General features: G+C 64.5%; 24 protein-coding genes and 1 riboswitch. Of the genes, 7 read left to right on the top strand and 17 right to left on the bottom strand.

The features are described from left to right. The first annotated feature begins 94 nt into the window (after nucleotides 1-94). The 3 genes from IYY11_RS20890 to ssb all read left to right on the top strand — a co-directional run bounded on the left by IYY11_RS20890 (nucleotide 95) and on the right by ssb (nucleotide 2,734). Nucleotides 95-550: a type II toxin-antitoxin system VapC family toxin gene (locus IYY11_RS20890; RefSeq protein ID WP_196405645.1), complete on the top strand. Its 456-nt coding sequence runs from the start codon at nucleotides 95-97 to the stop codon at nucleotides 548-550. A gap of 155 nt (nucleotides 551-705) precedes the next feature. Continuing rightward, complete coding sequence (gene dctA / locus IYY11_RS20885) at nucleotides 706-2,019, top strand: C4-dicarboxylate transporter DctA (RefSeq protein WP_196405912.1); 1,314 nt, start codon at nucleotides 706-708, stop codon at nucleotides 2,017-2,019. A gap of 205 nt (nucleotides 2,020-2,224) precedes the next feature. Beyond that, entirely contained in the window at nucleotides 2,225-2,734 is a 510-nt protein-coding gene (gene ssb / locus IYY11_RS20880; protein ID WP_196405644.1) for a single-stranded DNA-binding protein, read from the top strand. 16 nt (nucleotides 2,735-2,750) lie between these two features. On the opposite strand, the gene lpxB is transcribed toward ssb, so the two are convergent. The 14 genes from lpxB to IYY11_RS20810 form a co-directional block, all read right to left on the bottom strand. After that, nucleotides 2,751-3,893 carry a lipid-A-disaccharide synthase gene (lpxB, locus tag IYY11_RS20875; RefSeq protein ID WP_196405643.1) on the bottom strand — a complete coding sequence of 381 codons (1,143 nt, stop codon included), beginning with the start codon at nucleotides 3,891-3,893 and terminating at the stop codon, nucleotides 2,751-2,753. Continuing rightward, nucleotides 3,890-4,687: an acyl-ACP--UDP-N-acetylglucosamine O-acyltransferase gene (gene lpxA, locus IYY11_RS20870; RefSeq protein WP_196405642.1), complete on the bottom strand. Its 798-nt coding sequence runs from the start codon at nucleotides 4,685-4,687 to the stop codon at nucleotides 3,890-3,892. The genes lpxB and lpxA overlap by 4 nt, the downstream gene beginning before the upstream one ends. A gap of 22 nt (nucleotides 4,688-4,709) precedes the next feature. Next, entirely contained in the window at nucleotides 4,710-5,174 is a 465-nt protein-coding gene (fabZ, locus tag IYY11_RS20865; RefSeq protein WP_196405641.1) for a 3-hydroxyacyl-ACP dehydratase FabZ, read from the bottom strand. Nucleotides 5,175-5,240: 66 nt separating this feature from the next. After that, nucleotides 5,241-6,311: a UDP-3-O-(3-hydroxymyristoyl)glucosamine N-acyltransferase gene (gene lpxD / locus IYY11_RS20860; RefSeq protein WP_196405640.1), complete on the bottom strand. Its 1,071-nt coding sequence runs from the start codon at nucleotides 6,309-6,311 to the stop codon at nucleotides 5,241-5,243. A gap of 82 nt (nucleotides 6,312-6,393) precedes the next feature. Beyond that, nucleotides 6,394-8,712 (bottom strand): outer membrane protein assembly factor BamA, encoded by a 2,319-nt coding sequence (gene bamA / locus IYY11_RS20855; RefSeq protein ID WP_196405639.1) that lies wholly within the window; start codon nucleotides 8,710-8,712, stop codon nucleotides 6,394-6,396. Nucleotides 8,713-9,124: 412 nt separating this feature from the next. Next, nucleotides 9,125-10,279, bottom strand: coding sequence for an RIP metalloprotease (locus tag IYY11_RS20850; protein ID WP_196405638.1), 1,155 nt, complete (start codon nucleotides 10,277-10,279; stop codon nucleotides 9,125-9,127). A 55-nt stretch (nucleotides 10,280-10,334) separates the two neighbouring features. After that, nucleotides 10,335-11,582, bottom strand: coding sequence for a 1-deoxy-D-xylulose-5-phosphate reductoisomerase (gene dxr, locus IYY11_RS20845; protein WP_196405637.1), 1,248 nt, complete (start codon nucleotides 11,580-11,582; stop codon nucleotides 10,335-10,337). A gap of 10 nt (nucleotides 11,583-11,592) precedes the next feature. Beyond that, the gene (locus tag IYY11_RS20840) at nucleotides 11,593-12,471 is read right to left on the bottom strand and encodes a phosphatidate cytidylyltransferase (protein WP_196405636.1); all 879 of its coding nucleotides are present in this window, start codon (nucleotides 12,469-12,471) and stop codon (nucleotides 11,593-11,595) included. Then, nucleotides 12,468-13,247: an isoprenyl transferase gene (locus tag IYY11_RS20835; protein WP_196393374.1), complete on the bottom strand. Its 780-nt coding sequence runs from the start codon at nucleotides 13,245-13,247 to the stop codon at nucleotides 12,468-12,470. Before IYY11_RS20835 ends, IYY11_RS20840 begins: the two co-directional genes overlap by 4 nt. A 50-nt stretch (nucleotides 13,248-13,297) precedes the next feature. Then, nucleotides 13,298-13,858, bottom strand: a complete 561-nt coding sequence (gene frr / locus IYY11_RS20830; protein ID WP_196405635.1) for a ribosome recycling factor — start codon at nucleotides 13,856-13,858, stop codon at nucleotides 13,298-13,300. A gap of 171 nt (nucleotides 13,859-14,029) precedes the next feature. Beyond that, on the bottom strand, nucleotides 14,030-14,758 hold the full coding sequence (pyrH, locus tag IYY11_RS20825) for a UMP kinase (RefSeq protein WP_196405634.1): 729 nt from the start codon (nucleotides 14,756-14,758) through the stop codon (nucleotides 14,030-14,032). A 195-nt stretch (nucleotides 14,759-14,953) separates the two neighbouring features. Beyond that, nucleotides 14,954-15,943 carry an SDR family oxidoreductase gene (locus IYY11_RS20820; RefSeq protein WP_246720142.1) on the bottom strand — a complete coding sequence of 330 codons (990 nt, stop codon included), beginning with the start codon at nucleotides 15,941-15,943 and terminating at the stop codon, nucleotides 14,954-14,956. Between the two features lie 372 nt (nucleotides 15,944-16,315). Further along, nucleotides 16,316-17,242, bottom strand: a complete 927-nt coding sequence (gene tsf, locus IYY11_RS20815; protein ID WP_196405633.1) for a translation elongation factor Ts — start codon at nucleotides 17,240-17,242, stop codon at nucleotides 16,316-16,318. A gap of 91 nt (nucleotides 17,243-17,333) precedes the next feature. After that, nucleotides 17,334-18,377 carry a 30S ribosomal protein S2 gene (locus tag IYY11_RS20810; RefSeq protein WP_196405632.1) on the bottom strand — a complete coding sequence of 348 codons (1,044 nt, stop codon included), beginning with the start codon at nucleotides 18,375-18,377 and terminating at the stop codon, nucleotides 17,334-17,336. 421 nt (nucleotides 18,378-18,798) lie between these two features. Between IYY11_RS20810 and IYY11_RS20805 the strand changes: the two genes are divergently transcribed. Then, a complete protein-coding gene (locus tag IYY11_RS20805; RefSeq protein WP_196405631.1) occupies nucleotides 18,799-18,990 on the top strand; it encodes a hypothetical protein in 192 nt (63 codons plus the stop codon). Nucleotides 18,991-19,140: 150 nt separating this feature from the next. On the opposite strand, the gene IYY11_RS20800 is transcribed toward IYY11_RS20805, so the two are convergent. From IYY11_RS20800 to cobO, 3 genes are all read right to left on the bottom strand, one after another. After that, complete coding sequence (locus IYY11_RS20800) at nucleotides 19,141-20,070, bottom strand: DMT family transporter (RefSeq protein ID WP_196405630.1); 930 nt, start codon at nucleotides 20,068-20,070, stop codon at nucleotides 19,141-19,143. Then, nucleotides 20,067-21,110, bottom strand: a complete 1,044-nt coding sequence (locus IYY11_RS20795; RefSeq protein ID WP_196405629.1) for a sterol desaturase family protein — start codon at nucleotides 21,108-21,110, stop codon at nucleotides 20,067-20,069. The genes IYY11_RS20800 and IYY11_RS20795 overlap by 4 nt, the downstream gene beginning before the upstream one ends. Before the next feature lie 183 nt (nucleotides 21,111-21,293). Continuing rightward, nucleotides 21,294-21,926, bottom strand: coding sequence for a cob(I)yrinic acid a,c-diamide adenosyltransferase (gene cobO / locus IYY11_RS20790; protein WP_196405910.1), 633 nt, complete (start codon nucleotides 21,924-21,926; stop codon nucleotides 21,294-21,296). A gap of 48 nt (nucleotides 21,927-21,974) precedes the next feature. Beyond that, nucleotides 21,975-22,172: riboswitch (cobalamin riboswitch) on the top strand. A gap of 49 nt (nucleotides 22,173-22,221) precedes the next feature. Here cobO and IYY11_RS20785 point away from each other — a divergent pair. The 3 genes from IYY11_RS20785 to cobW are packed head-to-tail and all read left to right on the top strand — an operon-like array spanning nucleotide 22,222 to nucleotide 24,110. Continuing rightward, nucleotides 22,222-22,407, top strand: coding sequence for a CbtB domain-containing protein (locus tag IYY11_RS20785; RefSeq protein WP_196405628.1), 186 nt, complete (start codon nucleotides 22,222-22,224; stop codon nucleotides 22,405-22,407). Between the two features lie 12 nt (nucleotides 22,408-22,419). Beyond that, nucleotides 22,420-23,082 carry a CbtA family protein gene (locus IYY11_RS20780; protein WP_196405627.1) on the top strand — a complete coding sequence of 221 codons (663 nt, stop codon included), beginning with the start codon at nucleotides 22,420-22,422 and terminating at the stop codon, nucleotides 23,080-23,082. After that, entirely contained in the window at nucleotides 23,079-24,110 is a 1,032-nt protein-coding gene (gene cobW / locus IYY11_RS20775; protein ID WP_196405626.1) for a cobalamin biosynthesis protein CobW, read from the top strand. The genes IYY11_RS20780 and cobW overlap by 4 nt, the downstream gene beginning before the upstream one ends. Nucleotides 24,111-24,112: the final 2 nt, after the last annotated feature.

Genomic DNA, 24,112 nt, shown 5'->3' with positions numbered 1-24,112 from the left:
GAACGCGGCTCAAAAGTCTCGTGTCGCAAGAAGATTGGACGGACGATTTCATTCAGCCTCGTGATCAAAGCGACCGCGCCCCGCCAGATTTCGAATGATCTTGCTCGACACGAACATCGTCTCTGAAATGATGAAGCCGACGGGCGACGGTAACGTGCGGCGATGGATGGACTCCTATTCTGAGCTCGATTTCTTCATCCCGACGCCAGTCATCGCGGAGCTTCGTTTTGGTCTGGCGCTGCTGCCTGAGGGGCGAAAGAAGGATGTTTTGACCAAAGCCTGCGACACGATCGAAGATGAGATTTTCGCTGGCCGCATATTGGCGTTTGATCATCGCGCGGCGCACGCCTTCGCCCGTTTGCGTGGCAGACGCAAAACGCAAGGCAAGCCGCTCGCCGTCATGGATGCGATGGTCGCAAGCATCGCCGCCGCCCACGCAATGACGCTCGCGACGCGCAATGTTGCAGACTTTAGCGATTTAGACCTTGCTGTCGTCAATCCCTTCGCGGTCGAATGGGAGACTGTCATTCCCGGCAGGCCGGAGGCCTGACCGGGAATCCAGTGCAAATACTCAAAGCTTCGGAATCTACTCTGGATTCCCGATCGCTTCGCTTAAAGCGAAGCGTCGGGAATGACATCGGAGCTGTTCAGAAGGTAAAGAGCATCACGCCCTATTGAGGAGCTATTGAATTGCCGCTCGATGCAATGAGGCGCGATGGCGCGACGACGCCGAAGAAGCCACTTTACCGGCACCTCTATGTCCAGGTGCTCGCGGCCATTGCGCTTGGCGCGCTGTTCGGCTGGCTGGCGCCGCACGCCGCCGCGCAGGACTGGGTGAAGGCGCTCGGCGACGGCTTCGTCAAGCTCATCAAGATGGCGATCGCGCCGATCATTTTCTGCACGGTCGTCTCCGGCGTCGCCCATATCGAGGATGCGCGCAAAGTCGGCCGCGTCGGGCTCAAGGCGCTCCTCTATTTCGAGATCGTCTCCACATTCGCCCTCGCGCTTGGCCTGCTGATTGGAAATCTTGCGCAGGTCGGCGCTGGCTTCGCCGGCAAACCCGACCCTGCCGCCATCGCCAAATATACGGCGCTCGCGGAAAAGCGCGGCGGCGTCGATTTTCTTCTCGACATCATTCCCGAGAGCGCGATCGGCGCCTTCGCCAAGGGCGACATTCTGCAAGTTTTGCTGTTCTCGCTGCTCTTCGGCTTCGCGCTCTTGGCGCTGGGCGAACGCGGCCGCGCGCTGCGGGTGATCATCGACGACGTCGGCCACGCCATGTTCGGCGTCATCGCCATCATTATGAAGGCGGCGCCGATCGGCGCCTTCGGCGCCATGGCCTATACGGTGGCGAAATACGGCTCGGCCGCGCTTCTGTCGCTCGCCGGACTCGTCGGTCTGTTCTATCTCACGGCCGGGCTCTTCGTCGTCTTCGTGCTAGGCGCCATCGCGCGCGCGGCCGGTTTCAACATCTTCAGCCTTATCGCCTATCTGCGCGACGAGCTGCTTATCGTGCTTGGCACGTCCTCATCGGAAAGCGCCCTGCCCGCGCTGATGGAGAAGCTGCAATGGCTCGGCTGCTCGAAGTCGGTCGTCGGACTCGTCGTGCCGACCGGCTATTCCTTCAATCTCGACGGCACCAACATCTATATGACGCTGACGACGCTGTTCATCGCGCGCGCGATGGGCGTCGAGCTGGATCTGTCACATCAGGCGACCATCCTCATCGTCGCCATGCTGACGTCGAAAGGCGCGAGCGGCGTTTCCGGCGCGGGCTTCATCACCCTGGCGGCGACCTTGATGGCGGTCGATCCGCAACTGGCGCCGGGCATGTCGCTTGTGCTCGGCGTCGATAAATTCATGAGCGAGTGCCGCGCCTTGACGAATTTTATCGGCAATGGCGTCGCCACCATCGTGGTCGCCGCCTGGGAGGGCGAGCTGGATCGCGCTCGGCTGACGGCGGGGCTTGCACGCAAGATTGATCCTTCCGATGTCGCGATCGGCGTCACGACGGAGTGAGGCAAGGAGCCCGCAAGCGCTAAGCTTCGGAAAAAGAGAACAAAATTCCGCTGTGCTTGCGCGATCTTACGACCGCTGCTAGAACAAAAATCGAACGTTCCGGGGTCGAGCGGCGCAACACATCATCTGTGGACAAGCCGAGCCGGCGCGCCCCAGGACCGGCCTTTGCACTAGAGTGCCACGCGTCAAGCAAGCGGAGAGCGACATGGCGGGCAGCGTCAACAAGGTGATCCTGATCGGCAATCTCGGCCGCGATCCGGAGGTGCGGACGCTGCCGTCCGGCGATCGCGTCGTCTCCTTCTCGGTGGCGACCACCGAGTCCTGGCGCGATAAGAACACCGGCGAGCGCAAAGATCGCACCGAGTGGCACAATGTGTCGATCTTCAACGAAAATCTCGGGAAGATCGCCGAGCAATACTGCCGCAAGGGCTCAAAAATATATATCGAGGGTCAGCTGCAGACCCGCGAATATACCGACAAGGACGGCAATCAGCGCAAGGCGACCGATGTCGTGCTGCAGCGTTTTCGCGGCGAGCTGACCTTGCTCGACAGCAAGGGCGGCGGACGCGGCGAAGGCGACTACGACAGCGGCTACAGCCAGAGCGGCGGCGGATCCTTCGGCCGCTCCTCGCCGATGGAGCGCGGTCCCGCCGAACGGCGTCCCGCCCCGGCCGGCAAGCTCTCCGACCAGCTCGACGACGACATCCCCTTCTGATCCCACTACGGCGCGGCTACCCCCGACCGCGCGACGCATATTCGAGGATGATGTCAGCCGCCCGAACGCTCGGCGTTCGGCCTGCCTCGAGCAGACGCGCGCGAACGCGCTTAAAGGCCGCGAGCTGCGCGTCGCGCGCGGCGCTCTCGCGCAAGAGCGGCCTCAGCGCCTCGGCGAGCGCGTGCGGCGTCGCCGCCTCCTGCAGGAATTCCGGTACAATATTCTCGCCGATGACGAGATTGGGCAGTACGATCGAGTCGACTTTGACGAGAAAGCGCAGCAGCGATTCGGCGCGCGAGACCTTATAGGCGACAGCCATGGGAACGCCGGCGAGCGCAAGCTCCAGCGTCGCGACGCCGGACGTCACAAGTGCGGCGCGCGCATTTCGGAACGCGGCGAATTTCTCCGCCTGGCCAATCAGACGCGGCGTCATCGGCCATCCCCGCAATTCGCGTAGTAATGTCTTCTCAACATTCGGCGCGACAGGAATGACGACCTCGAAGTCGGCGCGTTCGCGCAAAAGAAGCTCGAGCGCCTCGCCGTAGATCGGCGTCATGCGCCGCACTTCCGCAAGACGCGATCCGGGCAGAACGAGCAGCGACCGCGCGCCGCCGCGATCGTGAGACGGCCGCGTCAGCTCGTCGAGCCGCTCGACCAGCGGATGGCCGACATAGACGCATCGCGGCCCGCCGAGCCGATCATGCGCCTGCGGCTCGAAGGGCAGCAGCGCCAGCAGGCAATCGACGTAGTCGCGCATCGCGCGCGCGCGGCCGGGCCGCCACGCCCATACGGTCGGGCTGACGTAATCGACGATCGGCAGGTCAGGTCGGGCGACCCGGACCCGGCGCGCGACGCGATGGGTAAAATCTGGCGCGTCGATGATGACGAGACAGTCCGGCGCCTGATCGACGATCGCCCGCGCCGTCTGAGCGATGCGCCACACAAGGCGCGGCAGCCGCGCCAAGACCGGAATGAGGCCCATCACCGCGATGTCTTCGAGCGGAAACAGGGAAACGAGGCCTTCGCGCGCCATCGCCTCGCCCCCGACGCCGGTGAAAACGGCCTCGGGACGCGCGGCGCGCAAAGCCCGCATCAGCGCCGCGCCGAGCTGATCGCCAGAGGCTTCGCCAGCGACAACGAAGATGCGCGGCGCGCTCATGGTTCGGCGCGTGCGCGAGGCGCGCAAAGCGGCCGCGTCGAGGGCGCCCGCAAGAATTCGACGATCGCCGCAATGTCCGAGTCGTCCGCGAAATCTCGCGACAGACCGTCGATGCGTTCGCTCAGCGCGCGCGCCTCTTGCGCGAAGAGCAGGCGATACGCCCGGCGTAGCCGCTCAATGCGCTCCGGCGCAAAACCGCGCCGCTGCAGGCCGACCCGGTTGAGGCCGAAAAGATGGGCGCGGTTGCCCGACGCGAGCGTAAAGGGAATGACGTCGCCTTCAACGCCCGAAAGGCCGCCGACGAAGGCGTGCGCGCCGATCCGCACATTCTGATGCACCGCCGTGGCGCCGCCGATCATCGCATGGTCCCCGATCTCGACGTGGCCGCCCAGCAGAACCTGATTGGACAATATCACGTCGTCGCCCAGCCGACAGTCATGAGCGACGTGCGAAGCGGCAAGAAAGACGCAGCGCGCCCCGATACGCGTGCCCTCGCCCACGCCTGCATTGATGGTCACGCCTTCGCGAATGACGCAGTCGTCGCCGATCGTCAGCGCGCCCTTCGCGAGCGCAGCCTTGATATCTTGCGACGCCAGTCCCACGGCGGCGAAGGGGAAAATCCGGGCGCGCGCGCCGATGCGCGTGCGGCCGCCGACGACGATATGGGAAAGGAGAGTCGCGCCGTCGCCAATCTCGACGCCGGCGCCGATGTGGCAAAAGGGGCCGATGGCGACGTTGGCGCCGAGCCGCGCGCCGTCTTCGACGACACAGGACGGATGAACCGATGGGTTCATTGTCGCACTCGCCGCTCCGACGCTAGGCGCCCATCATGACGCTGATCTGCGCCTCGCAGACCAGCGCGCCGTCGACCATCGCGCGCCCGGAATACCACCAGATGTTTCGCTTCTGCGCGGTTTTGGCCATGTGGAATTCGACACGGTCGCCGGGCGTCACCGGCTTGCGGAATTTCGCATTGTCGATCGTGACGAAATAAACGAGACGCGACCGGTCCCCGCCTTTCAGCGCGCGGATGGCGATGACTCCGGCGGTCTGCGCCATCGCCTCGATGAGCAGGACGCCGGGCATGATCGGACGCTCGGGAAAGTGTCCCTGAAACTGCGGTTCGTTGACCGTGACGTTCTTCACGCCGACGCATGATTCGTCGCCGCGGATGTTGAAGATGCGATCGACGAGCAAGAATGGGTATCGATGCGGCAGTTGGCTCATAATCTGCAATATGTCGGCGCTCTCCAGAGTCGCGCCGTCCGCGGCCTCGGGCATTTCTTCCTCCCTCTCGAGGGCATGGCGAGCGCCATCCCAGTTTTTGCTTGTTTTCGCCGGCTTGTCTTACGTCGGCTTGTCCCTGCGCGCGAGTCGGTCGAGCAGCGCCGCGCCGCGCAAGAACCGCCGCAACGGTCGCGCGGGCGCGCCGCCGACCCGCGCCCCGGCCGGCAGGTCGCGCATCACCCCGGACTTGGCCGCAACCGCTGCGCCTTCGCCGATCGTGAGGTGGCCGGCGACGGCGGATTGTCCGCCAAGCGCGACGAAATCGCCGATCTCACAGGAGCCGGCGACGCCCGATTGGGCGACAATGGCGCAAAAACGGCCGATCACCACATTGTGGCCGATCTGCACGAGATTATCGATTTTGGTTCCCTCGCCGATGATCGTGTCGCGCGACGCGCCTCGATCAATCGTCGTATTGGCGCCGATCTCGACATCGTCCTGCACGATCACGCGACCGACCTGCGGCGTCTTGAGATAGCCTTCGCCCGTTGGCGCGAAGCCGAAGCCATCCTGCCCAAGCCGCGCCCCCGGGTGAATGACGACGCGGTCGCCGATCAGCGTATGGGTGAGACTCGCATGCGCGCCGATCGAACAGTCGCGGCCGATGCGCACATTCGGGCCGATCACCGCCTGCGGCCCGATAATCGTTCCGGCGCCGATCTCGGCGCCCGGCCCGATCACGGCGCCGGGATCGACGACCACGCCAGGTTCGAGTCGCGCCTGCGGATGCACCGCCGCTCCCGGAGAAACGCCGCTGGACTGGAATAAGGAGCCGGGCCGCAGCGCGTCGGGAAAGAGATGCGCGGCCGCAAGCGTCATCGCCCTCTGCGGATCGTCGACGACGAGCGCGACGACGGCGTTAGGCAGCAGGTCAAGATGGCGCTCGCGCAGGAAGCAGGCGGTCGCTCGGCACTCCGAGAGCGCCTTGCGATAGCGCGGGTTGTCGTAGAAGCAGAGGTCGCCCGGCCTGCTCCAATCGAGCGGCGCGACGCCGAGAATAAGGGGCGGCGGCGCACGCTCGCTGGACGCTGGCTCGCCGTCAGGGCCGCCGCGAATTTTTGCCCCGGCGATCCGCGCAATTTCGCTCAAAGGGGCGGGTCGCGCCAAGGGAAAGAAGGCTGCGGCGCTCACCCTGCAAGATCCTGTCCGGCAGCCCAAGCCAAACCTTCAGCCGTCCGCCGGGCGCAGTTCGCCCGGCGATCGTCTCCAATCATTAGAAGTTGGTGCCGCCGCTGAAGCGGAAATTCTGCGTGATGTCGCCATAGACCTTGGAGGTCACGACCGCATAGTCGAAGCGGATCGGCCCCATCGGCGAATTCCACAACACCGAGGCGCCGACCGACGAGCGGATGGCGAATTTGTTCGCAATCGGCACAACGCAATTGCCCTGGCCGAAGCCCGCCTGCGGCGTGTAGGCGCCGATGCAGGTCACGCCGGGGATTGTCGGCAGATTGTTGGCGTAGTTTGTCCGGCCGCTGAAATTCCACAGCGAACCGGCGTCGGCGAAGAGCGCCCCTCTCAACCCCAAATCCTTGGGCAGGTACCAGAACGGGAACTGAACTTCGAGCGACGCGCCGACATAGTTGGAGCCGCCCAGCGAGTTGCCGCGGTTGTTGTTGAAGCTCGTCAGAATGTTCGAGTCGCGTGGGCCGATGCCGCCCGGCGCGAAGCCGCGCACCAGGCTGGGGCCGAGGTTGAAGTTGTCCTGAATGCGCGGCTTGTAGCCGCCGAAGGTCGACAGATCGCCACCCTGCAGTCGGGCGATGCCGACCACATCGTCGAGATAGGGAATCTCACGGAAGTAGCGAATGTCGCCGGTCGTGCGCAGATAGCGCGTGCCGCCGCCGAGACCCGCGACGTCCTGATTGAGCGAGGCGAGCCAACCATTATGCGGGTTCTTGAAGTTGTCGATCGTGCTGTAATTCATCGAATAGCCGACGAGCGACGTCAGCAGCCCTCCCTGCGACGACTTGATCGCGAGCGACGCTTCGCCGTTGGATTGGCAGTTCACCAGGAGGTTCGGATAGTCGGGCTGCGGGTAGAACGGACTGAAACCAGGCGTGTAGCCAAACACCGGCACCAAACAGTCGTTGTAAGGACGATTCTTGTCGTTCGGGATTGAAATCGTCGTCTCATAGATCGAGTAGTGCGGCGAGAAGCTGAGCTCTTCGGTGATCGGTATGCCGAAGCGCAATGTGCCGCCGTACGACGTCGAGCTGTAGATCGAATAGTTATAAGCGTCCTGTTGACGCACGAAGACGTCGAAGCCGGCGGCGATGCGCTGGTCGAGGAAATAAGGCTCGGTGAAGCTGAACGTCACGCCGCGGGCGATCTGGCCGCCCTGCACCGAAAGGCGCACCGCTTGGCCGCGACCCATGAAGTTGCTTTCCGACACGGACACTTCGGCGATAAAGCCCTGGTTGGTCGAATAGCCGCCCGAGATGCCGAAGTTGCCGGTGGGCTGGTCTTCGACGTCGACGTTGAGGATCACGCGGTCCGGCGCTGAGCCCGGCTCATTGGTGACTTTCACCTTTTTGAAATAGCCGAGGCCATTCAGCCGGCGTTCGGCGCGGTCGATCAGGACGCGGTTATAGGCGTCGCCCTCGCCGATATCGAACTCGCGGCGGATGACGTAGTCGCGCGTTCGCGTGTTGCCGCGAATGTTGATGCGTTCAATATAGACCCGGGGCCCTTCCTCGAGCAGGAACTGGATCGCGACCGTCTGATCGGCCGGATTGCGTTCGCCGCGCGGGCGCGCTTGGGTGAAGGCATAGCCCTTCCGAGCGATTTCGCGGGTCAGCGCTTCGACGGTCTTCTCAACCGCATCGCCGTTGTAGACGTCGCCCGGGGCAAGCCGCAGCAAATCATTCAACGCGGCGCCGTCCACGTCGGGAAGATGGGATTCGACGCCAACGGTTGACACCCGATACTGCGGGCCCTCGTTCACCACGACGGTGATGATGTAGCCGCCGGCCGTCGGATCGAACTGCACGTCGGAGCTGATCACGCGGAAATCGGCGTAGCCGTTCTTGAGATAGAATCGACGAATGAGTTCGAGGTCCGCGGCGATGCGGTCGGGATCATAAACGTCGCTTGTCTTGAGGAACGACAGGAAGTTCATTTCCGTCGTCTCCATCATGCCGACGAGACGGCGTGTGGAGTAGACCTCATTGCCGATGAAACGGATCTCCTTGACGCCGGTCTTGTCGCCTTCAACGATGCTGAAGACCAGGTCGACCCGTCCGTTCGGCAGATCAACCGTCCGAAAGCTCACTTTCGCCGCAGCGCGTCCCGACCGGCGATAGACTTCCGTCAATCGCGCGACGTCGGCCTCGGCCATCTGCGGGTTGAATTCGGTGCGGGCGCGCGAGCGCACCTGCTCCTGCAAGATGTCAGTCTTGACCTTGCTGTTGCCCTCGAACGCGATGCGATTGATGTCCGGCGCGGCGAACGCCGGAGCGCTAAACGCCAGCAGAGCGGCCACAACCGCGAACAGGAACGATGATTTCCAAATGCCGCTGATTGAGCGCATAAAGTGCAGGTCCTCGTCGCAACGTCGCCGCCCGGGCCGCGGCACGAAACTCATGTAAATGCGCTGACGATCGGCGCTTCGCCAACGTTGAGCGATTCCTTCTACAAGGTTTGTCCGACCCTGCAAATGCAGAATAAATGTTGTTTCCGCAATTTGTCGAAGGCGTGACGTTAAAGCCACGATTCATGGTCAGCGCATGGTTAAGACGTGGCGCCGCAAGCGTCATCATGTCCAAATTACGACGGGAATCGCGCGCTTACGCGGCGTCCTGCACGCCACGTCGTTGCAACGGCTGCGTGCGCTAAAGCAGGTCCGAAAAAGTTGACGGACTTTTTCGATGAGAACCTGCCCCAGCGTTTTTATTTAGAGCGATTCCTATCGATCACATGATTCCATGTGATCGGGATGCGCTCTAGGAGCCTGAGCCGGTGAGCTTGTGAATGAGCCGCGCGATGTCGTTGTAGGTCGAGAAAATCATCAGCGCGCCGACCATCGCGAGACCCACTCGGAAGGCGACCTCCTGCGCGCGCTCGTTGAGCGCGCGGCCGCGCGCCGCCTCAATCGCGAAGAACAGCAAATGTCCGCCGTCAAGCAGCGGCACCGGCATAAGATTGAGCAGGCCGATGGAGACCGAGAGAATCGCGATGAGGCTCAACAGCGGCGCGATGCCGACCTTGGACACCGCCTGCGCCATTTGCCCCGAAACTTGCGCGATGCCAATCGGTCCGGAAAGCTGATCGGCGCTCTCGCGTCCGGTGACGAGTCCGCCGATGTAATTTCCGGTGCGGCGCACGACCGTCCATGTTTCCTGCACGCCCATCGCGACTGCGTCGGCGGGTCCGTAGCGTTCCTGGCGGATGTCGGCGGCGGCCTTCGAGGCCTGAATGCCCAGCATGCCGATTCGGATTTTGCCGATCGCGCTCTCGACCTCGCGCAGGGCGGGAACGACCGGTAGCGTCAGCTGCTGATCGCCGCGTTGAATCACGAAGATGAGTTTCTTATCTGCCGAACCCGAAACGATTTCCTGCAGATTCGAAAACGAGCCGACCGGCGCGCCGTCGACGGTCAGCACCAGATCGCCGGCCATGAAGCCGGCAGCGGCGCCAGCCCCGTCAGGCGACAGCGAGCCAACCCGCGGCGCATAGGTGGTGCGTCCGTAAACCCCGAAGAGAATGGCGAAAATCGCGATCGCCAAAATGAAATTCGCAAAAGGACCAGCGAACACGATGGCGGCGCGCTTCCATACCGACTGCGCCGCGAAGGTCACCGCGCGCTCGCTCTCGGGCATCGCGCGCACCGCTTCGGGGTCGGGCGCGCTTGCGGCGTTGGCGTCGCCATGGAAGCTGACGTAGCCGCCGAGCGGAATGCTGGCGATGCGCCAGCGCGTGCCGAGACGATCCACCCGAGACCACAGCTCCGGTCCGAAGCCGATGGAAAAGGCGTCCACCTTCACGCCGCACCATCGGCCGACGATGAAGTGTCCAAATTCGTGCACGAACACGACCAGCGTGAGGACGAGCACGAAGGGGATGAGATAGAAGGCGACGGTCGTCAGGATGTCTAGCAAAGCGCTGTCTCGCAGGTCTCGCTTGCGCCAAGCCTGTCGGCGGCGCGCGCCATGATCACTGAAGCAGCATGCCTGATGTGGCACGCCCGGCCAAGGCCGATCGTGATCTTTCTCTGACAATATGGTCCACCGCGAGGGCGTCCTCAACTGTTGCGGGCGCATTTGCGGTTCCGTCGCGCAAAGCGGCCTCGCAGGCCTCGGCGACATGCCGAGCGATCCCGTCGAAGGAAATGCGGCGATCGAGGAAGGCTTCGACGGCGATTTCATTGGCGGCGTTGAGCACGGTCGGCAGACCGCCGCCGGCGCGCAGGACGTCGAGCGCCAGTCTGAGCGCCGGAAACCGATCAAAATCAGGGGCTTCAAATGTCAGGGTGGCGATTTTCGCCAGATCGAGGCGCGGCGTCGGGGTCGTCAGCCGATCAGGATAGCCCAGACAATGGGCGATCGGGGTGCGCATGTCCGGCACGGCGATTCCCGCGGTCACGGAGCCGTCGGAAAAGGCGACAAGGCCATGGATGATCGACTGCGGATGGACCACGACTTCGAGCTTTTCGGCCGGAATGCCGAATAGATGATGGGCTTCAATCAGTTCGAGCCCCTTGTTCATCATGCCGGCCGAGTCGACGGTTATTTTCGGGCCCATCGCCCAATTGGGATGGTTGAGCGCCTCCTCGACGCTCGCCTCGGAGATGCGCTCCTTGCTCCAGGTGCGGAAGGGGCCGCCGGAGGCCGTGACGATCATGCGTTCGATGCGGGAGGCGTCCTCGCCGCCAAGCGCCTGGAAAATGGCGTTGTGCTCGCTGTCCATCGGCAGCAGCCGCACGCCCATTTCCGCCGCCATCCGCATGAAGGGGACGCCGGCGCAGACGAGACATTCCTTGTTGGCGAGCGCCACGTCGCGGCCGGCGGCGAGCGCCGCGTAGGTCGGCTCCACGCCGGCGGCGCCGACGATGGCCGAGACCACGAGATCGGCGTCGCGCAGCGCAGCCTCGATGACCGCCTCGCGACCCGCGGCGACCTGAGTGTTGGTCCCGGCGAGCGCTTCCTTGAGCGCCGCATAGGCGCTCTCGTCGCGGATCGCGGCGAATTCAGCCCTGACCGCGCGGGCGACGCGCGCGAGCGCCTCGACATCGCGGCCGCCCGCCACCGCCGACACCGAATACCCTTCCGGATCGCGCTCGAGAATGTCGACCGTCGAACGGCCGATCGAGCCTGTCGCGCCCAGCAGCACGATGCGGCGCGGGACCGGCGCCCGCGGCTGGGCCGGGGCGTGCGCGTGAAACTGTCCGTTTGCTAATGTCATTGGCTCCGCCCTACCAGAAGAAAAGACCGGCCGCCACCGACGGCGCGCCGCGCAGCAGGCCCACCGCCGCCGCGAAGGCGCTGGCGAAGATGAAGCCGTCGAGCCGATCCATGACGCCGCCATGGCCGGGAATAAGCTGGCTCGAGTCCTTCACGCCGAAGCGGCGCTTGACCGAAGATTCGAAAAGATCGCCGACTTGCGAAAAGGCGGCGGTGGCCAATCCGACCAGGAACACACGCCAGTTCGCAAGTTGCGGGCCGGCGCCGAGGTAAACGGCGACGAGGCCAAGGAATGCGCCGCAGAGGACGCCGGTGATGGTGCCGGACCAAGTCTTCCCCGCCGAGACGCGCGGCCAAAGCTTGGGTCCGCCGATCAGCCTGCCGCCAAAATAGGCAAAAATATCGGTGCCCCAGACCACGGCGAACAGGAAGGCGATGGCGAGCGCGCCGACATCGGCCGATTCGCGCAAGAGACATACGGAGAAGGCGAGCGCGCCGGCGTAGAGGACGCCCGTTCCGGCCCAGAGCCGACGATCGGCCCCCGCCAGCGCTGCGCACGCAAGCGCGAAAACCACAATCGCGAGCGCGGCGGCGCCCGGCATGGAGACGCGTCCGAACGCCATTGCGGCGGCGACCGCCGCGCCGCCGACGGCGATTCTGGCGGCGCGACCTTCGCCGTCGATCAGGTTCTGCCACTCCCAACTCACCGCGAAGGCGGCCGCCAGCCAGAAGAGCGCAAAGACGTCGCCGCCCACATAGAGCGCGCCAAGCGCCGCCGCGACCATCGCTGCGGCGGAGGCGACGCGCGGCCCGAGGTCGGCGAAGCCTCCGGCAGACGGCTTCGGCCGGCCGGCGGCGCTTATGGTTGGCTCCCTTCGATCCGCCGTCATGACGCGGTCTTGGCGCTGCGCGCCGCGGCTTCAAGCCCGCCGAAGCGCCGATCGCGATGGGCGTATTCGGCGATCGCGGCCGCCAGCGCGCCCTCATCGAAATCGGGCCAGAGAATCGGCAAGAAGATGAATTCGGCGTAAGCCGCCTGCCACAGCAGGAAATTCGACAGCCGCTGCTCGCCCGACGTGCGGATAATCAGGTCGGGATCGGGAATGTCCGCCGTGTCGAGACGCTGCGCGATGGCGTCGGCGTCGATCTCCTCGGGCGCCAGACGGCCTTGCGCCACCATTTCCGCGAGCGCGCGGGCCGCCGCCGCGATCTCCTGCCGCGCGCCGTAGTTGAATGCGACGACAAGGGTCAGCCCGGAGTTCGCCTGCGTCATCTGCTCGGCCTCGCGCAGCAGGTCCGAGATGTCAGGCGCGAGCTCGGCGCGCGCGCCGATGACCCGCACGCGCACATTGCTCGCGTGCAACTCCGCCAGATCGTTGCGGATGAAGCGATGCAGCAGCGAGAGGAGGCTTTCCACCTCCTCGCGCGGGCGCGACCAGTTTTCCGCCGAGAAGGAATAGACCGTCAGATAGCCGATGTTGAGCTTGATCGCCGCCCGCACCGTGCGGCGCAGCGCCTCGACGCCGCGCCGATGCCCTTCGAATCGCGGCAAGCCCCGCTTCGCCGCCCAGCGGCCGTTGCCGTCCATGATCAGCGCGACATGACGCGGCGCCGCGCGCGCGCGCTGCGCGTTCGTTTGCGCCTCCAAAATGTCGCTTTCCGTCATATTCGGGTTCCGAATGGCATGGGACCTGCGCCAGGCGACGTCGCAGCTTCCTAGACCTGCATGATTTCCTTTTCCTTGGCGGCGAGCGCGGCGTCGATCTCCTTCACCGTCTCGTCCGTCGCCTTCTGCACCTCTTGTTCGTGGCGCTTCTCGTCGTCCTCGGGAATCGCGTGATCCTTTAGCAACTTCTTGAGAATGTCGAGGCCGTCGCGGCGCACGTGGCGCACGGAGACTCGCGCCTCCTCGGCGTATTTATGCGCGACTTTGACGAGTTCCTTGCGGCGCTGCTCGTTCAGCTCCGGCATGCGTATGCGCAAGTTCTGACCTTCAACCGTCGGCTGAAGACCGAGATTGGCCTCGCGAATCGCCTTGTCCACGGCGATGACCAGCGCCTTGTCCCACACCTGCACCGAAAGAAGACGCGGCTCGGGTACGCTGACGGTGGCGACCTGATTGAGCGGCGAAACCTGCCCATAAGCTTCCACATGAATTGGATCGAGCAAGCTCGTCGAGGCGCGTCCTGTGCGAAGCCCGCCGAATTCGTGCTTGAGCGTCGCGAGCGCGCCCTGCATGCGGCGCTTCATATCCGCAAGGTCAAAAGTTTCCGCCATGTTCACAACCTGTCTTTGATCTGTCGCCGCTCTCACGAACACTCGCGCGGCTCGGCTTCTTATATTTTCCAACTTGGCGTGGCGAAAAGGCGCACGCCGCCGCCCTCGCCGGCGCTGCGGCTCCGCGGCGCAGGATTTATGGCACGATTTCCCGTCGTGCGCGAAAGGGGCTTAGGGCGCGACGAGGGTGGCGCGCGCCCGACCGGAAAGCGCCCCGTCGATGGCGCCGGCCTCGGCGATCGAAAAGACCAGAATCGGGATCTTATTCTCCCGGGCGAGCGCGAAGGCCGCCGTATCCATCACCGCCAGGTTTTTGGCGATCGCCTCGTCATGGCTCAAGCGGTCATAGCGCTGCGCGGTCGGATCGCGCTTGGGATCGGCGGTGTAGACGCCGTCGACCTGAGTGGCTTTGAGCACGGCGTCGGCGGAGAGCTCCGCGGCCCGCAACACCGCGCCGGTGTCCGTCGTGAAGAAGGGATTGCCGGTGCCGCCGGCCGCAATGACGACGCGTCCCTTGGCCAGATGATGCAGGGCGGCGCGGCGCGAAAAGGATTCACAAACGGACGGCATCGTGACGGCGGAGAGGCAGCGCGCCTGCCGCCCCTGCCCTTCGACCGCCTGCTCCAGCGCCAAGCCGTTCATCACCGTCGCCAGCATGCCGATCGAATCGGCGCGCGCGCGCTCGATGCCGGTTTCGGCGCCCTTGATGCCGCGAAAGAAATTGCCGCCGCCGACGACGACGGCGATCTCATGTCCCGCGTCCGCGGCGGCCGCGAGATCGGCGGCGATGCGGGCGAGCGTGACGGCGTCAAGCCCGTGCGGCGCCGACCCCTGCAGGGCTTCGCCGGACAGCTTGACGACCACACGCTTGAATCGTCGCGTCGACGTGAGGTCGGACATGAGGCGGATCTCGCTGGCTGAGGCGGGGCGCGTTCTTCTTACGGAGACCGAGCGGCGCCCGCAAGTGAGGCAGTCGTGACGCAGGCGCCAAGCGGCCGTTTGCGATGTGGCGCAGACGCAGCAACGACTGGCGTCGCCCCCCACGCGAACGCAAACGACCGCCACGCGTCGACCAAGACGTGATTCAGGCTTTGATTACGGCCCCACCTCGCCGCCCGTCGCGCCGAACACCTGGCCGGTCGTGAAACTCGCTTCGCTTGACGCGAGCAGCACATAAAGCGGGGCGATTTCCGCCGGCTGACCCGGGCGTCCGAGCGGCGTATCGGCGCCAAATTCGGCGAGGTGATCGGGAAATTGTCCGCCGCTGGGCTGCAGGGCCGTCCAGAACGGGCCGGGCGCGACGGCGTTGACCCTGACGCCTTGGTCGGCGAGCTGCTTCGCCAGACATCTGGTGAAATTGAGTATGGCGGCCTTGGTCGCCGAATAATCCAGAAGCTGCGGCGAAGGATCGAAGGCCACGATCGAACTCGTATTGATGATCGACGATCCCGGCTGGAGATGCGGAATCGCGGCTTTCGTGATCCAGAACAGCGCATAGAGATTGGTTTGAAACGTCCAGTCGAGGTCCTCGGTCGTAATGTCGAGAATCGATTTGCGCGCATGCTGACGCGCGGCGTTGTTGACGAGAATGTCCAGGCCGCCGAGATCGCGCGCCGCGTCATCGACGAGCTTGCGGCAAAATTCTTCGTCACGAATATCGCCCGGAAGCGCCACCGCATTGACCTCGGCCTCGCCCAGGAGAGTCATGACCTCCTTCGCGTCCGCCTCCTCCTCCGGCAAATAGTTGATCGCGACATCGGCGCCTTCGCGGGCGAAAGCGATCGCCGCGGCGCGGCCAATGCCGCTGTCGCCGCCGGTGATCAGCGCCTTGCGGCCAAGCAGACGCCCCGAGCCGCGGTAGCTCTCTTCGCCATGATCGGGACGCGGCGTCATGAGGCCGGCGAGACCCGGCCAGGGCTGCGTCTGCTTCTCGAAGGGCGGCTTGGGATAGAGCTCGCGCGGATCGCGCAGTTCCCGCAGGGAACGCGCATCCTCAAAGCCGAGCACCGAGGTATTGGCATCGATCGCGCGCTCAACGCGCGGTCCGCGAATCGTTGCGTCGGCGGCGGTCTTCTTGGCGCGCATGCGCGGCTCCCTCTGCTCGATCTTCGCCCTGCGACGAAGATCAGGTCAGGAGCCTAAACGCCGCCCGCCCGCGATTGTTTCGCGCGGGCGCGACGACCAGAGCATCGCCAACAGCTGTCGCACCTTCTTCGCGCACGCGGCCGCAAGCAGGATGAGGCGAAGGCGAAGGTCGCCGCGGCGATGCGTGGGGAGTGTCGGCGCGGACGTTCAGCCGTCATGGCCGGGCCCGTCCCAGCCATCCACGCGGCGGGGCTGAGTAGACGGATGCTTGGCACTAGCCGGTCATGACGCGGAGAGGTTCGTGGAAACAAAAAAGGCCGGGGTCAACGCCCCGGCCCGCACTAACCTTTCCACCACAAGCGAGGGAGTGACTTACCCCTTCACAGCGGCCGCGACCTCGGCGGCGAAGTCGCTCGTCTGCTTCTCGATGCCTTCGCCGAGCGCATAGCGCACGAAGCCCTTGATGGCGATCGGCGCGCCGGCCTTGCCCTCGATCTCCTTGACCGCCTGGGCGACGCTCTTGCCGCCGTGGTCAGGATGGTTCGAGACCTGATCGAGCATGCAGACCTCCTTGGCGTAGGTCTTTATCCCCGAGTCGATGATCTTCTGCAGCACGTTTTCCGGCTTGCCGGCGTTCTTCTCGGCGAGCAGCTTCTTTTCGCGCTCGACGGTCGCCGGGTCGAGGCCTGTGGCGTCAAGCGCCAGCGGATTGGCCGAGGCGACATGCATGGCGAGCTGGCGCGCGAGAGCCGCCAGCACGTCCTTGTCGCCCTTCGATTCGAGCGCGACGATCACCGCGATCTTGCCCTGGCCGTCGACGACCTGCGCATGCACGTAACGGCCGACGACGCCCTCGCTGACGCTGAGCGCGGCGGCGCGGCGCAGCGTCAGATTCTCGCCGATGCCGGCGATCGCTTGGGTGATCGCTTCGCTCACCGTGCCGCCGCCCGGATAGGCTTCCTTGCCGAGCGCCTCGACGTCGCTCGCGCCGCTCTTCAGCGCGACTTCGGCGATGTTCTTCACCAGCGTCTGGAAATCGGCGTTGCGGGCGACGAAGTCCGTCTCCGAATTCACCTCGACGACGACGCCAGAATTGTCCGAGACCAGCGCGGCGACAAGCCCTTCGGCGGCGACGCGATCGGCTTTCTTCGCGGCCTTGGAGAGGCCCTTCTTGCGCAGCCAATCGACCGCCGCTTCGAACTCGCCGTCCGTCTGGGTGAGCGCCGCCTTGCAATCCATCATGCCCGCGCCGGTGCTCTCGCGCAGTTCCTTCACAAGGGCGGCGGTGATCGTAGCCATGGCTGAAATTCCTTCTTAAGGGAGTCATGCGACGACGCCGGCCCATTTGGACCGGCGCGCGCGTCTTAAAGCATTGGACTTGACGGATCGACTAGGCGGCGAGGAGCGCCTTCGCCTGATCGACCCAGCCGTCGCGCGCAATGCGGCCGTTCATCTTCAATTCGCCGTCGAGTTTTTCGACGTCCGCCGGAGTCATCGCGGCAAGCTGCCAATAGTGATAGACGCCGGCGTCGTTCAGCTTCTTGACAAGCTGCGGGCCGACGCCGTGCAGCTTGGCGAGATCGTCCGGCGCGCCGCGCGGCGCCGACAGCAGTTCGAAGGCCTCGAGAGGCGTCTCCGTATCCGTCCCGGCGGCTTCGGCGGGACGCAAATCTTCGCGCACCACGGCGAGCGCGGGCTCAAGCGCCGGCGACTCATCGGCGCCAATATCGATTCCCACCGAGCCCTGGCTGCGCGAAATGCCGTCGATGGCGGCTCTCGCCACGAGATCGCAGTAGAGCGCGATGGCGCGGCCGGCGTCGTCGTTGCCGGGGATCGGATGGGTGACGCCATCCGGATCGCAATTGGTGTCGAGCACGGCGACCACGGGAATCTTGAGGCGATTCGCCTCCTTGATCGCGAGCTGCTCTTTGTTGGTGTCGATCACGAAGATCAAATCCGGCGTGCCGCCCATATCCTTGATGCCGCCGAGCGCCTTTTCGAGCTTGTCGCGCTCGCGGGTCAGCAGCAGGCGCTCTTTCTTGGTGATGCCCGAAGCGCCGGCTGAAAGCATCTCGTCGAGCTTGCGCAGACGGGTGATCGATCCGGAGATCGTCTTCCAATTGGTGAGCGTGCCGCCCAACCAGCGGGAGTTGATGTAATATTGAGCGCTGCGCTTGGCGGCGTCGGCGATCTGCTCCTGCGCCTGGCGCTTGGTGCCCACGAACAGCACGCGGCCGCCCTTGGAGACCGTGTCCGAAATCGTCTTCAGCGCCTGATGGAGCAGCGGCACCGTCTGGGCGAGATCGATGATGTGGATGTTGTTGCGGGCGCCAAAGATGAAAGGCGCCATCTTCGGGTTCCAGCGATGCGACTGATGGCCGAAGTGAGCGCCGGCCTCGAGGAGGCCACGCATGGTGAAATCGGGCAGAGCCATAGTGTCTTTTCTCCGGTTGAACCTCGGCGAGAGAGTAAAGAGGCCGGAGATCCGGCCACCGGAGCGACGTCTTGAGGCAGACGCCGCGTAACTCTCGCCTGTGGAATGGCGCGGTTATAGGCGATGCGCCCACGTCCGGCAAGGGCCGCCGCTGGCCAACGGCCGCGGCCGCTTCAGTCGTTCGACGCTCGGCTGGCGCATCGGCGTTCGAAGGGAAACGCGGACAGGGAAATGCGCTTAATTTTTGCAACGTCCGCGACGTTCTGTCGCATGTTAACTGCTTGGATTTAAAAACTAATATTGCTTTTTTGGCGGAGCTTTGAGCTCCCGCAAGAGCGCATTGCCATCCGATCGGAAACAAGCTAGGCTCCCTCTCGATGCGGCAAGCATTCACGTAAAATCAAGAACAGGGGGAAAACGCATGGCCGTCAACGTTCACAATACCGGCGATATCGGCAAGATGCTGCTTTGGGTCGCCGCCTTCGTCGCGTTCGTTATCGTCGCTCTGACCTGGGTTCCGGACTGGATCTCTCCTGAAGGAACCAACGGCACGGGCAACCGCAACGGTATGCAAGGCGATGGCGTTGGTTCGACCGCCCGCATGATCCAGTAATACATACCCCTGCCGAAAAGACTCGCCGGGCGCGAAAGCTCCCGGCCCTTGTCTTTCTGGCGGGTGATCGGCCGGTTACCGCGCAGATCATTTTGGAGCCGACGTTCTCGACGTGATCGAGCGTCGGCTTCCACTTTTTCGGAACCTGCTCTAACGCGCCCTGCTCCACACTTGCGACAGCCGACTCCAATACTGCGACGCCCAAATATTTTGCGCCGCCGGTCCTGCTTCGACGAAGACGGCGCTGAGCAAGATCAGCAACCCGCCCAGCATCGCCGGCCCGGTGAGGCGCTCGGACAGCAGGAGGGCGCCCGACAAGGCTGCGAAAACACTCTCCAGCGACATGATGAGCGCGGCTTCCGCCGCTGGCGTATAGTTGAGCGCGACGATTTGCAGCGTGAAGGCGATCCCTCCGGAGAAAAGCCCCGCATAGAGAATCGACGGCAGGGCCGCGATGAGGCCATCGAGCGAAAAAGGCTCACTGCTTAGGCCCGCAACGGCTCCAAGAACGCCGATGACGCCGAACTGCGCGAAAGCCAAAAAATACGGCCGGTTGGTGCGAGCGAGAAAGGTCGGGACGAGACTGATCCCGGCCGCCCACGCGATATCCGCAATCAGAACCAAGGCGTCGCCCGACGTCCAACTCTGGAGCTGCGCGCTGTCCGTCAGCAGCCAGGCGCCCACGATGGACCCGAGGCCCGCGACGAGAACGACCTGCCGGGGTCTGACGCCGGTCTGCGCAAAGACGAACGCTGGAACGAGCACGACATAGAGCGCGGTGAGGAAGCCGCCGTTGGTCGCCGTCGTCGTGGCAAGGCCCACTTGCTGCAAAGCGGCGGCGAGAAAAACGCACAAGCCGATCAGGCCGGCGAGAGGCAAATCGCCCTTTTTTAGCGGAGCGCCGCTGTGACGGCCTTCATAGAGCGCCAGCGGCGCGAGCGCGGCGCAAGACAGGAGAAAACGGACGCCGACGAAGGTGATGGGGCCCATAAGCTCGCCGGCGTTTTTTTGCGCGATAAAGGCCGTTCCCCAGATAAACGCCGCCAGCACAAGCAGCACATCGGCGCGGATGCGGCTCATAAAACGCCTGTGCTCTTTAGCCTTTGACGGCGCTGCTCGAGTCGCTCACTCGCTGCATTCCACGCATCGGCGAGCGCGCCCCAGAGCGCGAGGGCGGCTCTCACCATCGGGGTCGCCAATAATCCGAAGGACGAATGCGGGTCCGCGGCGTCTTCCTCGACCCCGTATTTAAGGCGCGGGTTTTTGGTCGAAGGCATCTCGAGCGATCCGAACATCCAGTCCCAGACGGCGAGAACGCTGCCGAAGTTGCGATTGAAGTGCTGCGGATCTGTCGAATGATGGATCTGGTGATGCGCGGGGCTTAGGACGATGTGCCCCAAAACGCCGCGAAAGGGAATCCAGAACTGCGAATGTTGAAGATGCCCGATCGTCCAAAGGAACAAGATGAAAAGGATGTTCTTCCCGTCGACCGTGAAGGACTCTGTGGTTCGCCCAAAGACCCACGCCAACATGCCTGACGCGGCGCCAATGAACGTCGCGAGCATGTAGCCGAAAATGATGTTGTCGATCGGATGATTGCGAAAGTTCGTCACCGGGGTCAGCACCTCGGCGGTGTGATGCACCTTGTGGAATTCCCACAAAAACGGGATCCGATGCTTGAGGTAGTGATCGACCCAATAGCCGATCTCATAAGCCAAAAAGAGCACGGCGGTCGAGAAGAGCTTTATCGAAAGGTCACAGCAGGAGACCGGCGCAAAAGCGCCAAAGGAATTGCGCAGCGCGGCGCTCACGGCCGTCGCGACGGCATTCGACGATAGAACGAGCGCGCCCACCACGACCGGCATGAGAACGACGCTCAGGATGAGCAGCTTGACGTCCGCGGCGAAGGACTTGGAGAGCAGGAGTCTCTTGTCGAAGATTGCGCGGGCGATGGCCCGCAGGTTGACGCGCCCCCGGCGCATCTTGCGCTGATAGGCCAGCGCGCCAACGGCGATGACAAATGTCGTCGCCAGGGAATAGACCGAAAAAATCGATCCTGCCGAAAACAGTTCGTTGGAGATCCTCGAAGCGGAAAAGCGGAGCGCGCCGTAAACGTCCATCGAGCTTTCGGGTCCAGATGATGTTGAGAGTTCAGCCTAGGACTGACGCGCTTCGGGATGCCTGCTCGCGTCGCTGGCCCGCGTCCCGTCCGTTACGGAACTGCCTGCCCGCAAAGCGTATTCTCTACGCGCGCCGCTGCCAAGAGCGATATGCCGGCGGGCCTTCCGAGCATATGCTCCAGATTAGAATTCGATTCCCTCCTGCGCTTTGACGCCGGCGCCGAAATGGTGCTTGACGAGGGTCATCTCGGTGACGAGATCGGCGGCGGCGATGAGCTCCGGCTTGGCGTTGCGTCCGGTCACGACGACGTTGAGATCGTCGCGGCGCGCCGCGAGCGCGCCCAGCACCTCGTCCAGCGGCAGATGCTCATAGCGCAGCGAAATGTTCAATTCGTCGAGCACGAGCAGGCGAACATCTGGGTCGTCCATCAGTTCGCACGCCTTTTCCCAGGCGCGCCGCGCGGCCGCTTCGTCGCGCGCGCGGTCCTGGGTCTCCCAGGTGAAGCCCTCGCCAAGCGTATGCCAGGCGACTTGACCGAACTCTTGACCGAACTGTTGGCCTAGCTTTTCGAGCATGTTGCGCTCTCCGGTGCGCCACTGGCCCTTGCCGAACTGAACGACGCCGATCTTCCAGCCATGGCCGAGCGCGCGCAGCGCCAGCCCGAAGGCCGCCGTCGACTTGCCCTTGCCGGCGCCCGTGTGGACCATCAGCAGGCCTTTGCGGGCGACCGTCTTGCCGGCGACCTCGGCGTCCTGAACCGCCTTGCGCTTCTCCATTTTGAGGCGATGGCGGCGCGCCTCGTCGTCTTCGTTCATCTCGGTCACAGGCGCTCCTCGGCCGGTTTGACGGAAGCCTAAGCCGCGCATATGACTAGTCGAGACGGTCCTTCGCAAGAAGTGAAAAGGGAACGCGGCGCGGGCATTACGCCCCTATCCGCGGCTGCCCCCGCAACTGTAGCCGGCGAGGCCCGCGCCATCCGCCACTGAGCTTGAACGCTTGGGAAGGCGGCGCGGTCCGACGAGCCGGGAGCCAGGAGACCTGCCGTCTGGCGATCGCTTACGATCGCCGCGCGCATCGCATCGCCGCCGGTGGGGCGGCAGGGAGACCGACATGAACGCCAAATTATCCGCCAACGCCGCCGCCCTCCCCTCTTCGAGACTTGAGGCGCTGAAGGCCGCCGCCGTTGCGCTCACGCTCGGCTTCGGGCTCGTCTGGCTCGCGGGCTTCGCCTATCCGAAAAGCGTCCATGACGCGGCGCATGACACGCGCCACGCGCTCTCCTTCCCCTGTCACTAGGCCGCCACGCGCTTGATCGCGCGCGTTTTGACGACCGGCCTTATCGCCGGCCTTGTCGCCGGGCTTGCGGTCGCGGCCCTGCAGCATTTCACCACGACGCCGCTGATCCTCGCCGCCGAGGTCTATGAGGCGGCGCAGCATGCGCATGACGGCGCCGACGCCGGCGCAGCGCTTTCCGGCCTGAGCCGCACGGCGGCGACTAGCGCCGCGACGATCGCCGTCTCGATCGGCTATGCGCTCATATTGCTCGCCGCGATGCTTCTCTCTGGCGACGCCATCGCGCCGCGCCGCGCCGCGCTCTGGGGCGCCTGCGCCTTCGCCGCGACAGGACTCGCGACGAGTCTCGGCCTCGCGCCGCAGCTTCCCGGCATGGCCGAAACCGAACTCGCCGCGCGCCAGATCTGGTGGCTCGCGACCGCGCTTTGCACCGGCGCCGGACTCTTCGCCTTGTTGCGGCTCGACTCGCCGGCGGCGAAGATCGTCGGCGTCGTGCTGATCGCCCTGCCGCATTTTTTCGCGCCGCAGCCCGCCACTCCCGAGAGCACGGCGCCGGCGGAGCTCGCCGCGCGCTTCGCGGCCGCCTCGCTCGCCGTTCAGGCGATCAGCTGGGCGCTCGCCGGCGCGCTCGCCGGTCTAATCTGGCGACTCCAGTCGCGCCAACAGGAACCCTCATGAGCGCCAAAATCCCTGCAACGATCGTCACCGGCTTCCTTGGCGCGGGGAAGACGACGCTTATTCGTCACGTTCTCGAAAACGCCAAGGATCGTCGCCTCGCGCTCGTCATCAATGAATTCGGCGACGTCGGCGTCGACGGCGAAATCCTGCGCGCCTGCGGCGTCGAAAACTGCCCGGAAGAAAACATCGTCGAACTCGCGAACGGCTGTCTGTGCTGCACCGTCGCCGATGATTTCATCCCGGCGATCGAAGCGCTGCTCGCGCATGACAAGCGTCCCGATCACATCATCATCGAAACCTCGGGACTGGCGCTGCCCAAACCGCTCGTCAAGGCGTTCGATTGGCCCGCGATCCGCTCGAAGCTGACCGTCGATGGCGTCATCGCCGTCATCGACGGCAAGGCCGTGGCGGAGGGCCGTTTCGCCGACGATCTCGACGCCATCGCGCAAGAGCGCAAAGACACGCAGACGATCGATCACGACAATCCGCTTGAAGAGGTGTTCGAGGATCAGCTCGCCTGCGCCGATCTCATCATCCTGAACAAGACCGATCTGCTGGGCGCCGACGAAGAACGCGACGTCGCGGATCGTCTGGCGCGCGGCGCTCGGAAAGCGGCGAAGATCGTGCGCGCCAGCGGCGGGCGCGTCGATCCGCTCGTGCTGCTCGGCCTTTCAGCGGCGGCGGAGGATGATCTGGCGAACCGTCCGTCACATCATGACGCCGAGCCCGGACATGACCATGACGACTTCGACAGTTTCGTCGTGTCTCTCTCGGCGATCAAGGATCCGGCGGCGCTGGTTGCGCGACTCGCCGAAGCGGCGCGCGCGCATGACGTGCTGCGCATCAAGGGATTCGTTGAAGTCGTCGGCAAGCCGATGCGCTTGCTCGTGCAAGGCGTCGGCGCGCGCATCGAACATCATTTCGATCGGGCCTGGAAGCCCGATGAGCAGCGCATGAGTCGCGTCGTGATCATCGGCGAGAAAGGCCTTAATCGCGACGCGGTGATCGCGACGCTGGCGCAGCCGTGATA

This window comes from Methylocystis sp. H62, assembly GCF_015709515.1.
Taxonomy (GTDB): domain Bacteria; phylum Pseudomonadota; class Alphaproteobacteria; order Rhizobiales; family Beijerinckiaceae; genus Methylocystis.
Note: the sequence above shows the minus strand (reverse complement) of the source record. Positions and strands in the feature narration are given on the sequence as shown.

Excerpts from the sequence above, each read along its gene's own strand:
- IYY11_RS20890 (WP_196405645.1), top strand. The coding sequence starts at position 95 with ATGATCTTGCTCGACACGAACATCGTCTCTGAAATGATGAAGCCGACG.
- dctA (WP_196405912.1), top strand. The coding sequence starts at position 706 with ATGAGGCGCGATGGCGCGACGACGCCGAAGAAGCCACTTTACCGGCAC.
- ssb (WP_196405644.1), top strand. The coding sequence starts at position 2,225 with ATGGCGGGCAGCGTCAACAAGGTGATCCTGATCGGCAATCTCGGCCGC.
- lpxB (WP_196405643.1), bottom strand. The coding sequence starts at position 3,893 with ATGAGCGCGCCGCGCATCTTCGTTGTCGCTGGCGAAGCCTCTGGCGAT.
- lpxA (WP_196405642.1), bottom strand. The coding sequence starts at position 4,687 with ATGAACCCATCGGTTCATCCGTCCTGTGTCGTCGAAGACGGCGCGCGG.
- fabZ (WP_196405641.1), bottom strand. The coding sequence starts at position 5,174 with ATGCCCGAGGCCGCGGACGGCGCGACTCTGGAGAGCGCCGACATATTG.
- bamA (WP_196405639.1), bottom strand. The coding sequence starts at position 8,712 with ATGCGCTCAATCAGCGGCATTTGGAAATCATCGTTCCTGTTCGCGGTT.
- dxr (WP_196405637.1), bottom strand. The coding sequence starts at position 11,582 with ATGACATTAGCAAACGGACAGTTTCACGCGCACGCCCCGGCCCAGCCG.
- IYY11_RS20840 (WP_196405636.1), bottom strand. The coding sequence starts at position 12,471 with ATGACGGCGGATCGAAGGGAGCCAACCATAAGCGCCGCCGGCCGGCCG.
- IYY11_RS20835 (WP_196393374.1), bottom strand. The coding sequence starts at position 13,247 with ATGACGGAAAGCGACATTTTGGAGGCGCAAACGAACGCGCAGCGCGCG.
- frr (WP_196405635.1), bottom strand. The coding sequence starts at position 13,858 with ATGGCGGAAACTTTTGACCTTGCGGATATGAAGCGCCGCATGCAGGGC.
- pyrH (WP_196405634.1), bottom strand. The coding sequence starts at position 14,758 with ATGTCCGACCTCACGTCGACGCGACGATTCAAGCGTGTGGTCGTCAAG.
- IYY11_RS20820 (WP_246720142.1), bottom strand. The coding sequence starts at position 15,943 with ATGCGCGCCAAGAAGACCGCCGCCGACGCAACGATTCGCGGACCGCGC.
- tsf (WP_196405633.1), bottom strand. The coding sequence starts at position 17,242 with ATGGCTACGATCACCGCCGCCCTTGTGAAGGAACTGCGCGAGAGCACC.
- IYY11_RS20810 (WP_196405632.1), bottom strand. The coding sequence starts at position 18,377 with ATGGCTCTGCCCGATTTCACCATGCGTGGCCTCCTCGAGGCCGGCGCT.
- IYY11_RS20805 (WP_196405631.1), top strand. The coding sequence starts at position 18,799 with ATGGCCGTCAACGTTCACAATACCGGCGATATCGGCAAGATGCTGCTT.
- IYY11_RS20800 (WP_196405630.1), bottom strand. The coding sequence starts at position 20,070 with ATGAGCCGCATCCGCGCCGATGTGCTGCTTGTGCTGGCGGCGTTTATC.
- IYY11_RS20795 (WP_196405629.1), bottom strand. The coding sequence starts at position 21,110 with ATGGACGTTTACGGCGCGCTCCGCTTTTCCGCTTCGAGGATCTCCAAC.
- cobO (WP_196405910.1), bottom strand. The coding sequence starts at position 21,926 with ATGAACGAAGACGACGAGGCGCGCCGCCATCGCCTCAAAATGGAGAAG.
- IYY11_RS20785 (WP_196405628.1), top strand. The coding sequence starts at position 22,222 with ATGAACGCCAAATTATCCGCCAACGCCGCCGCCCTCCCCTCTTCGAGA.
- cobW (WP_196405626.1), top strand. The coding sequence starts at position 23,079 with ATGAGCGCCAAAATCCCTGCAACGATCGTCACCGGCTTCCTTGGCGCG.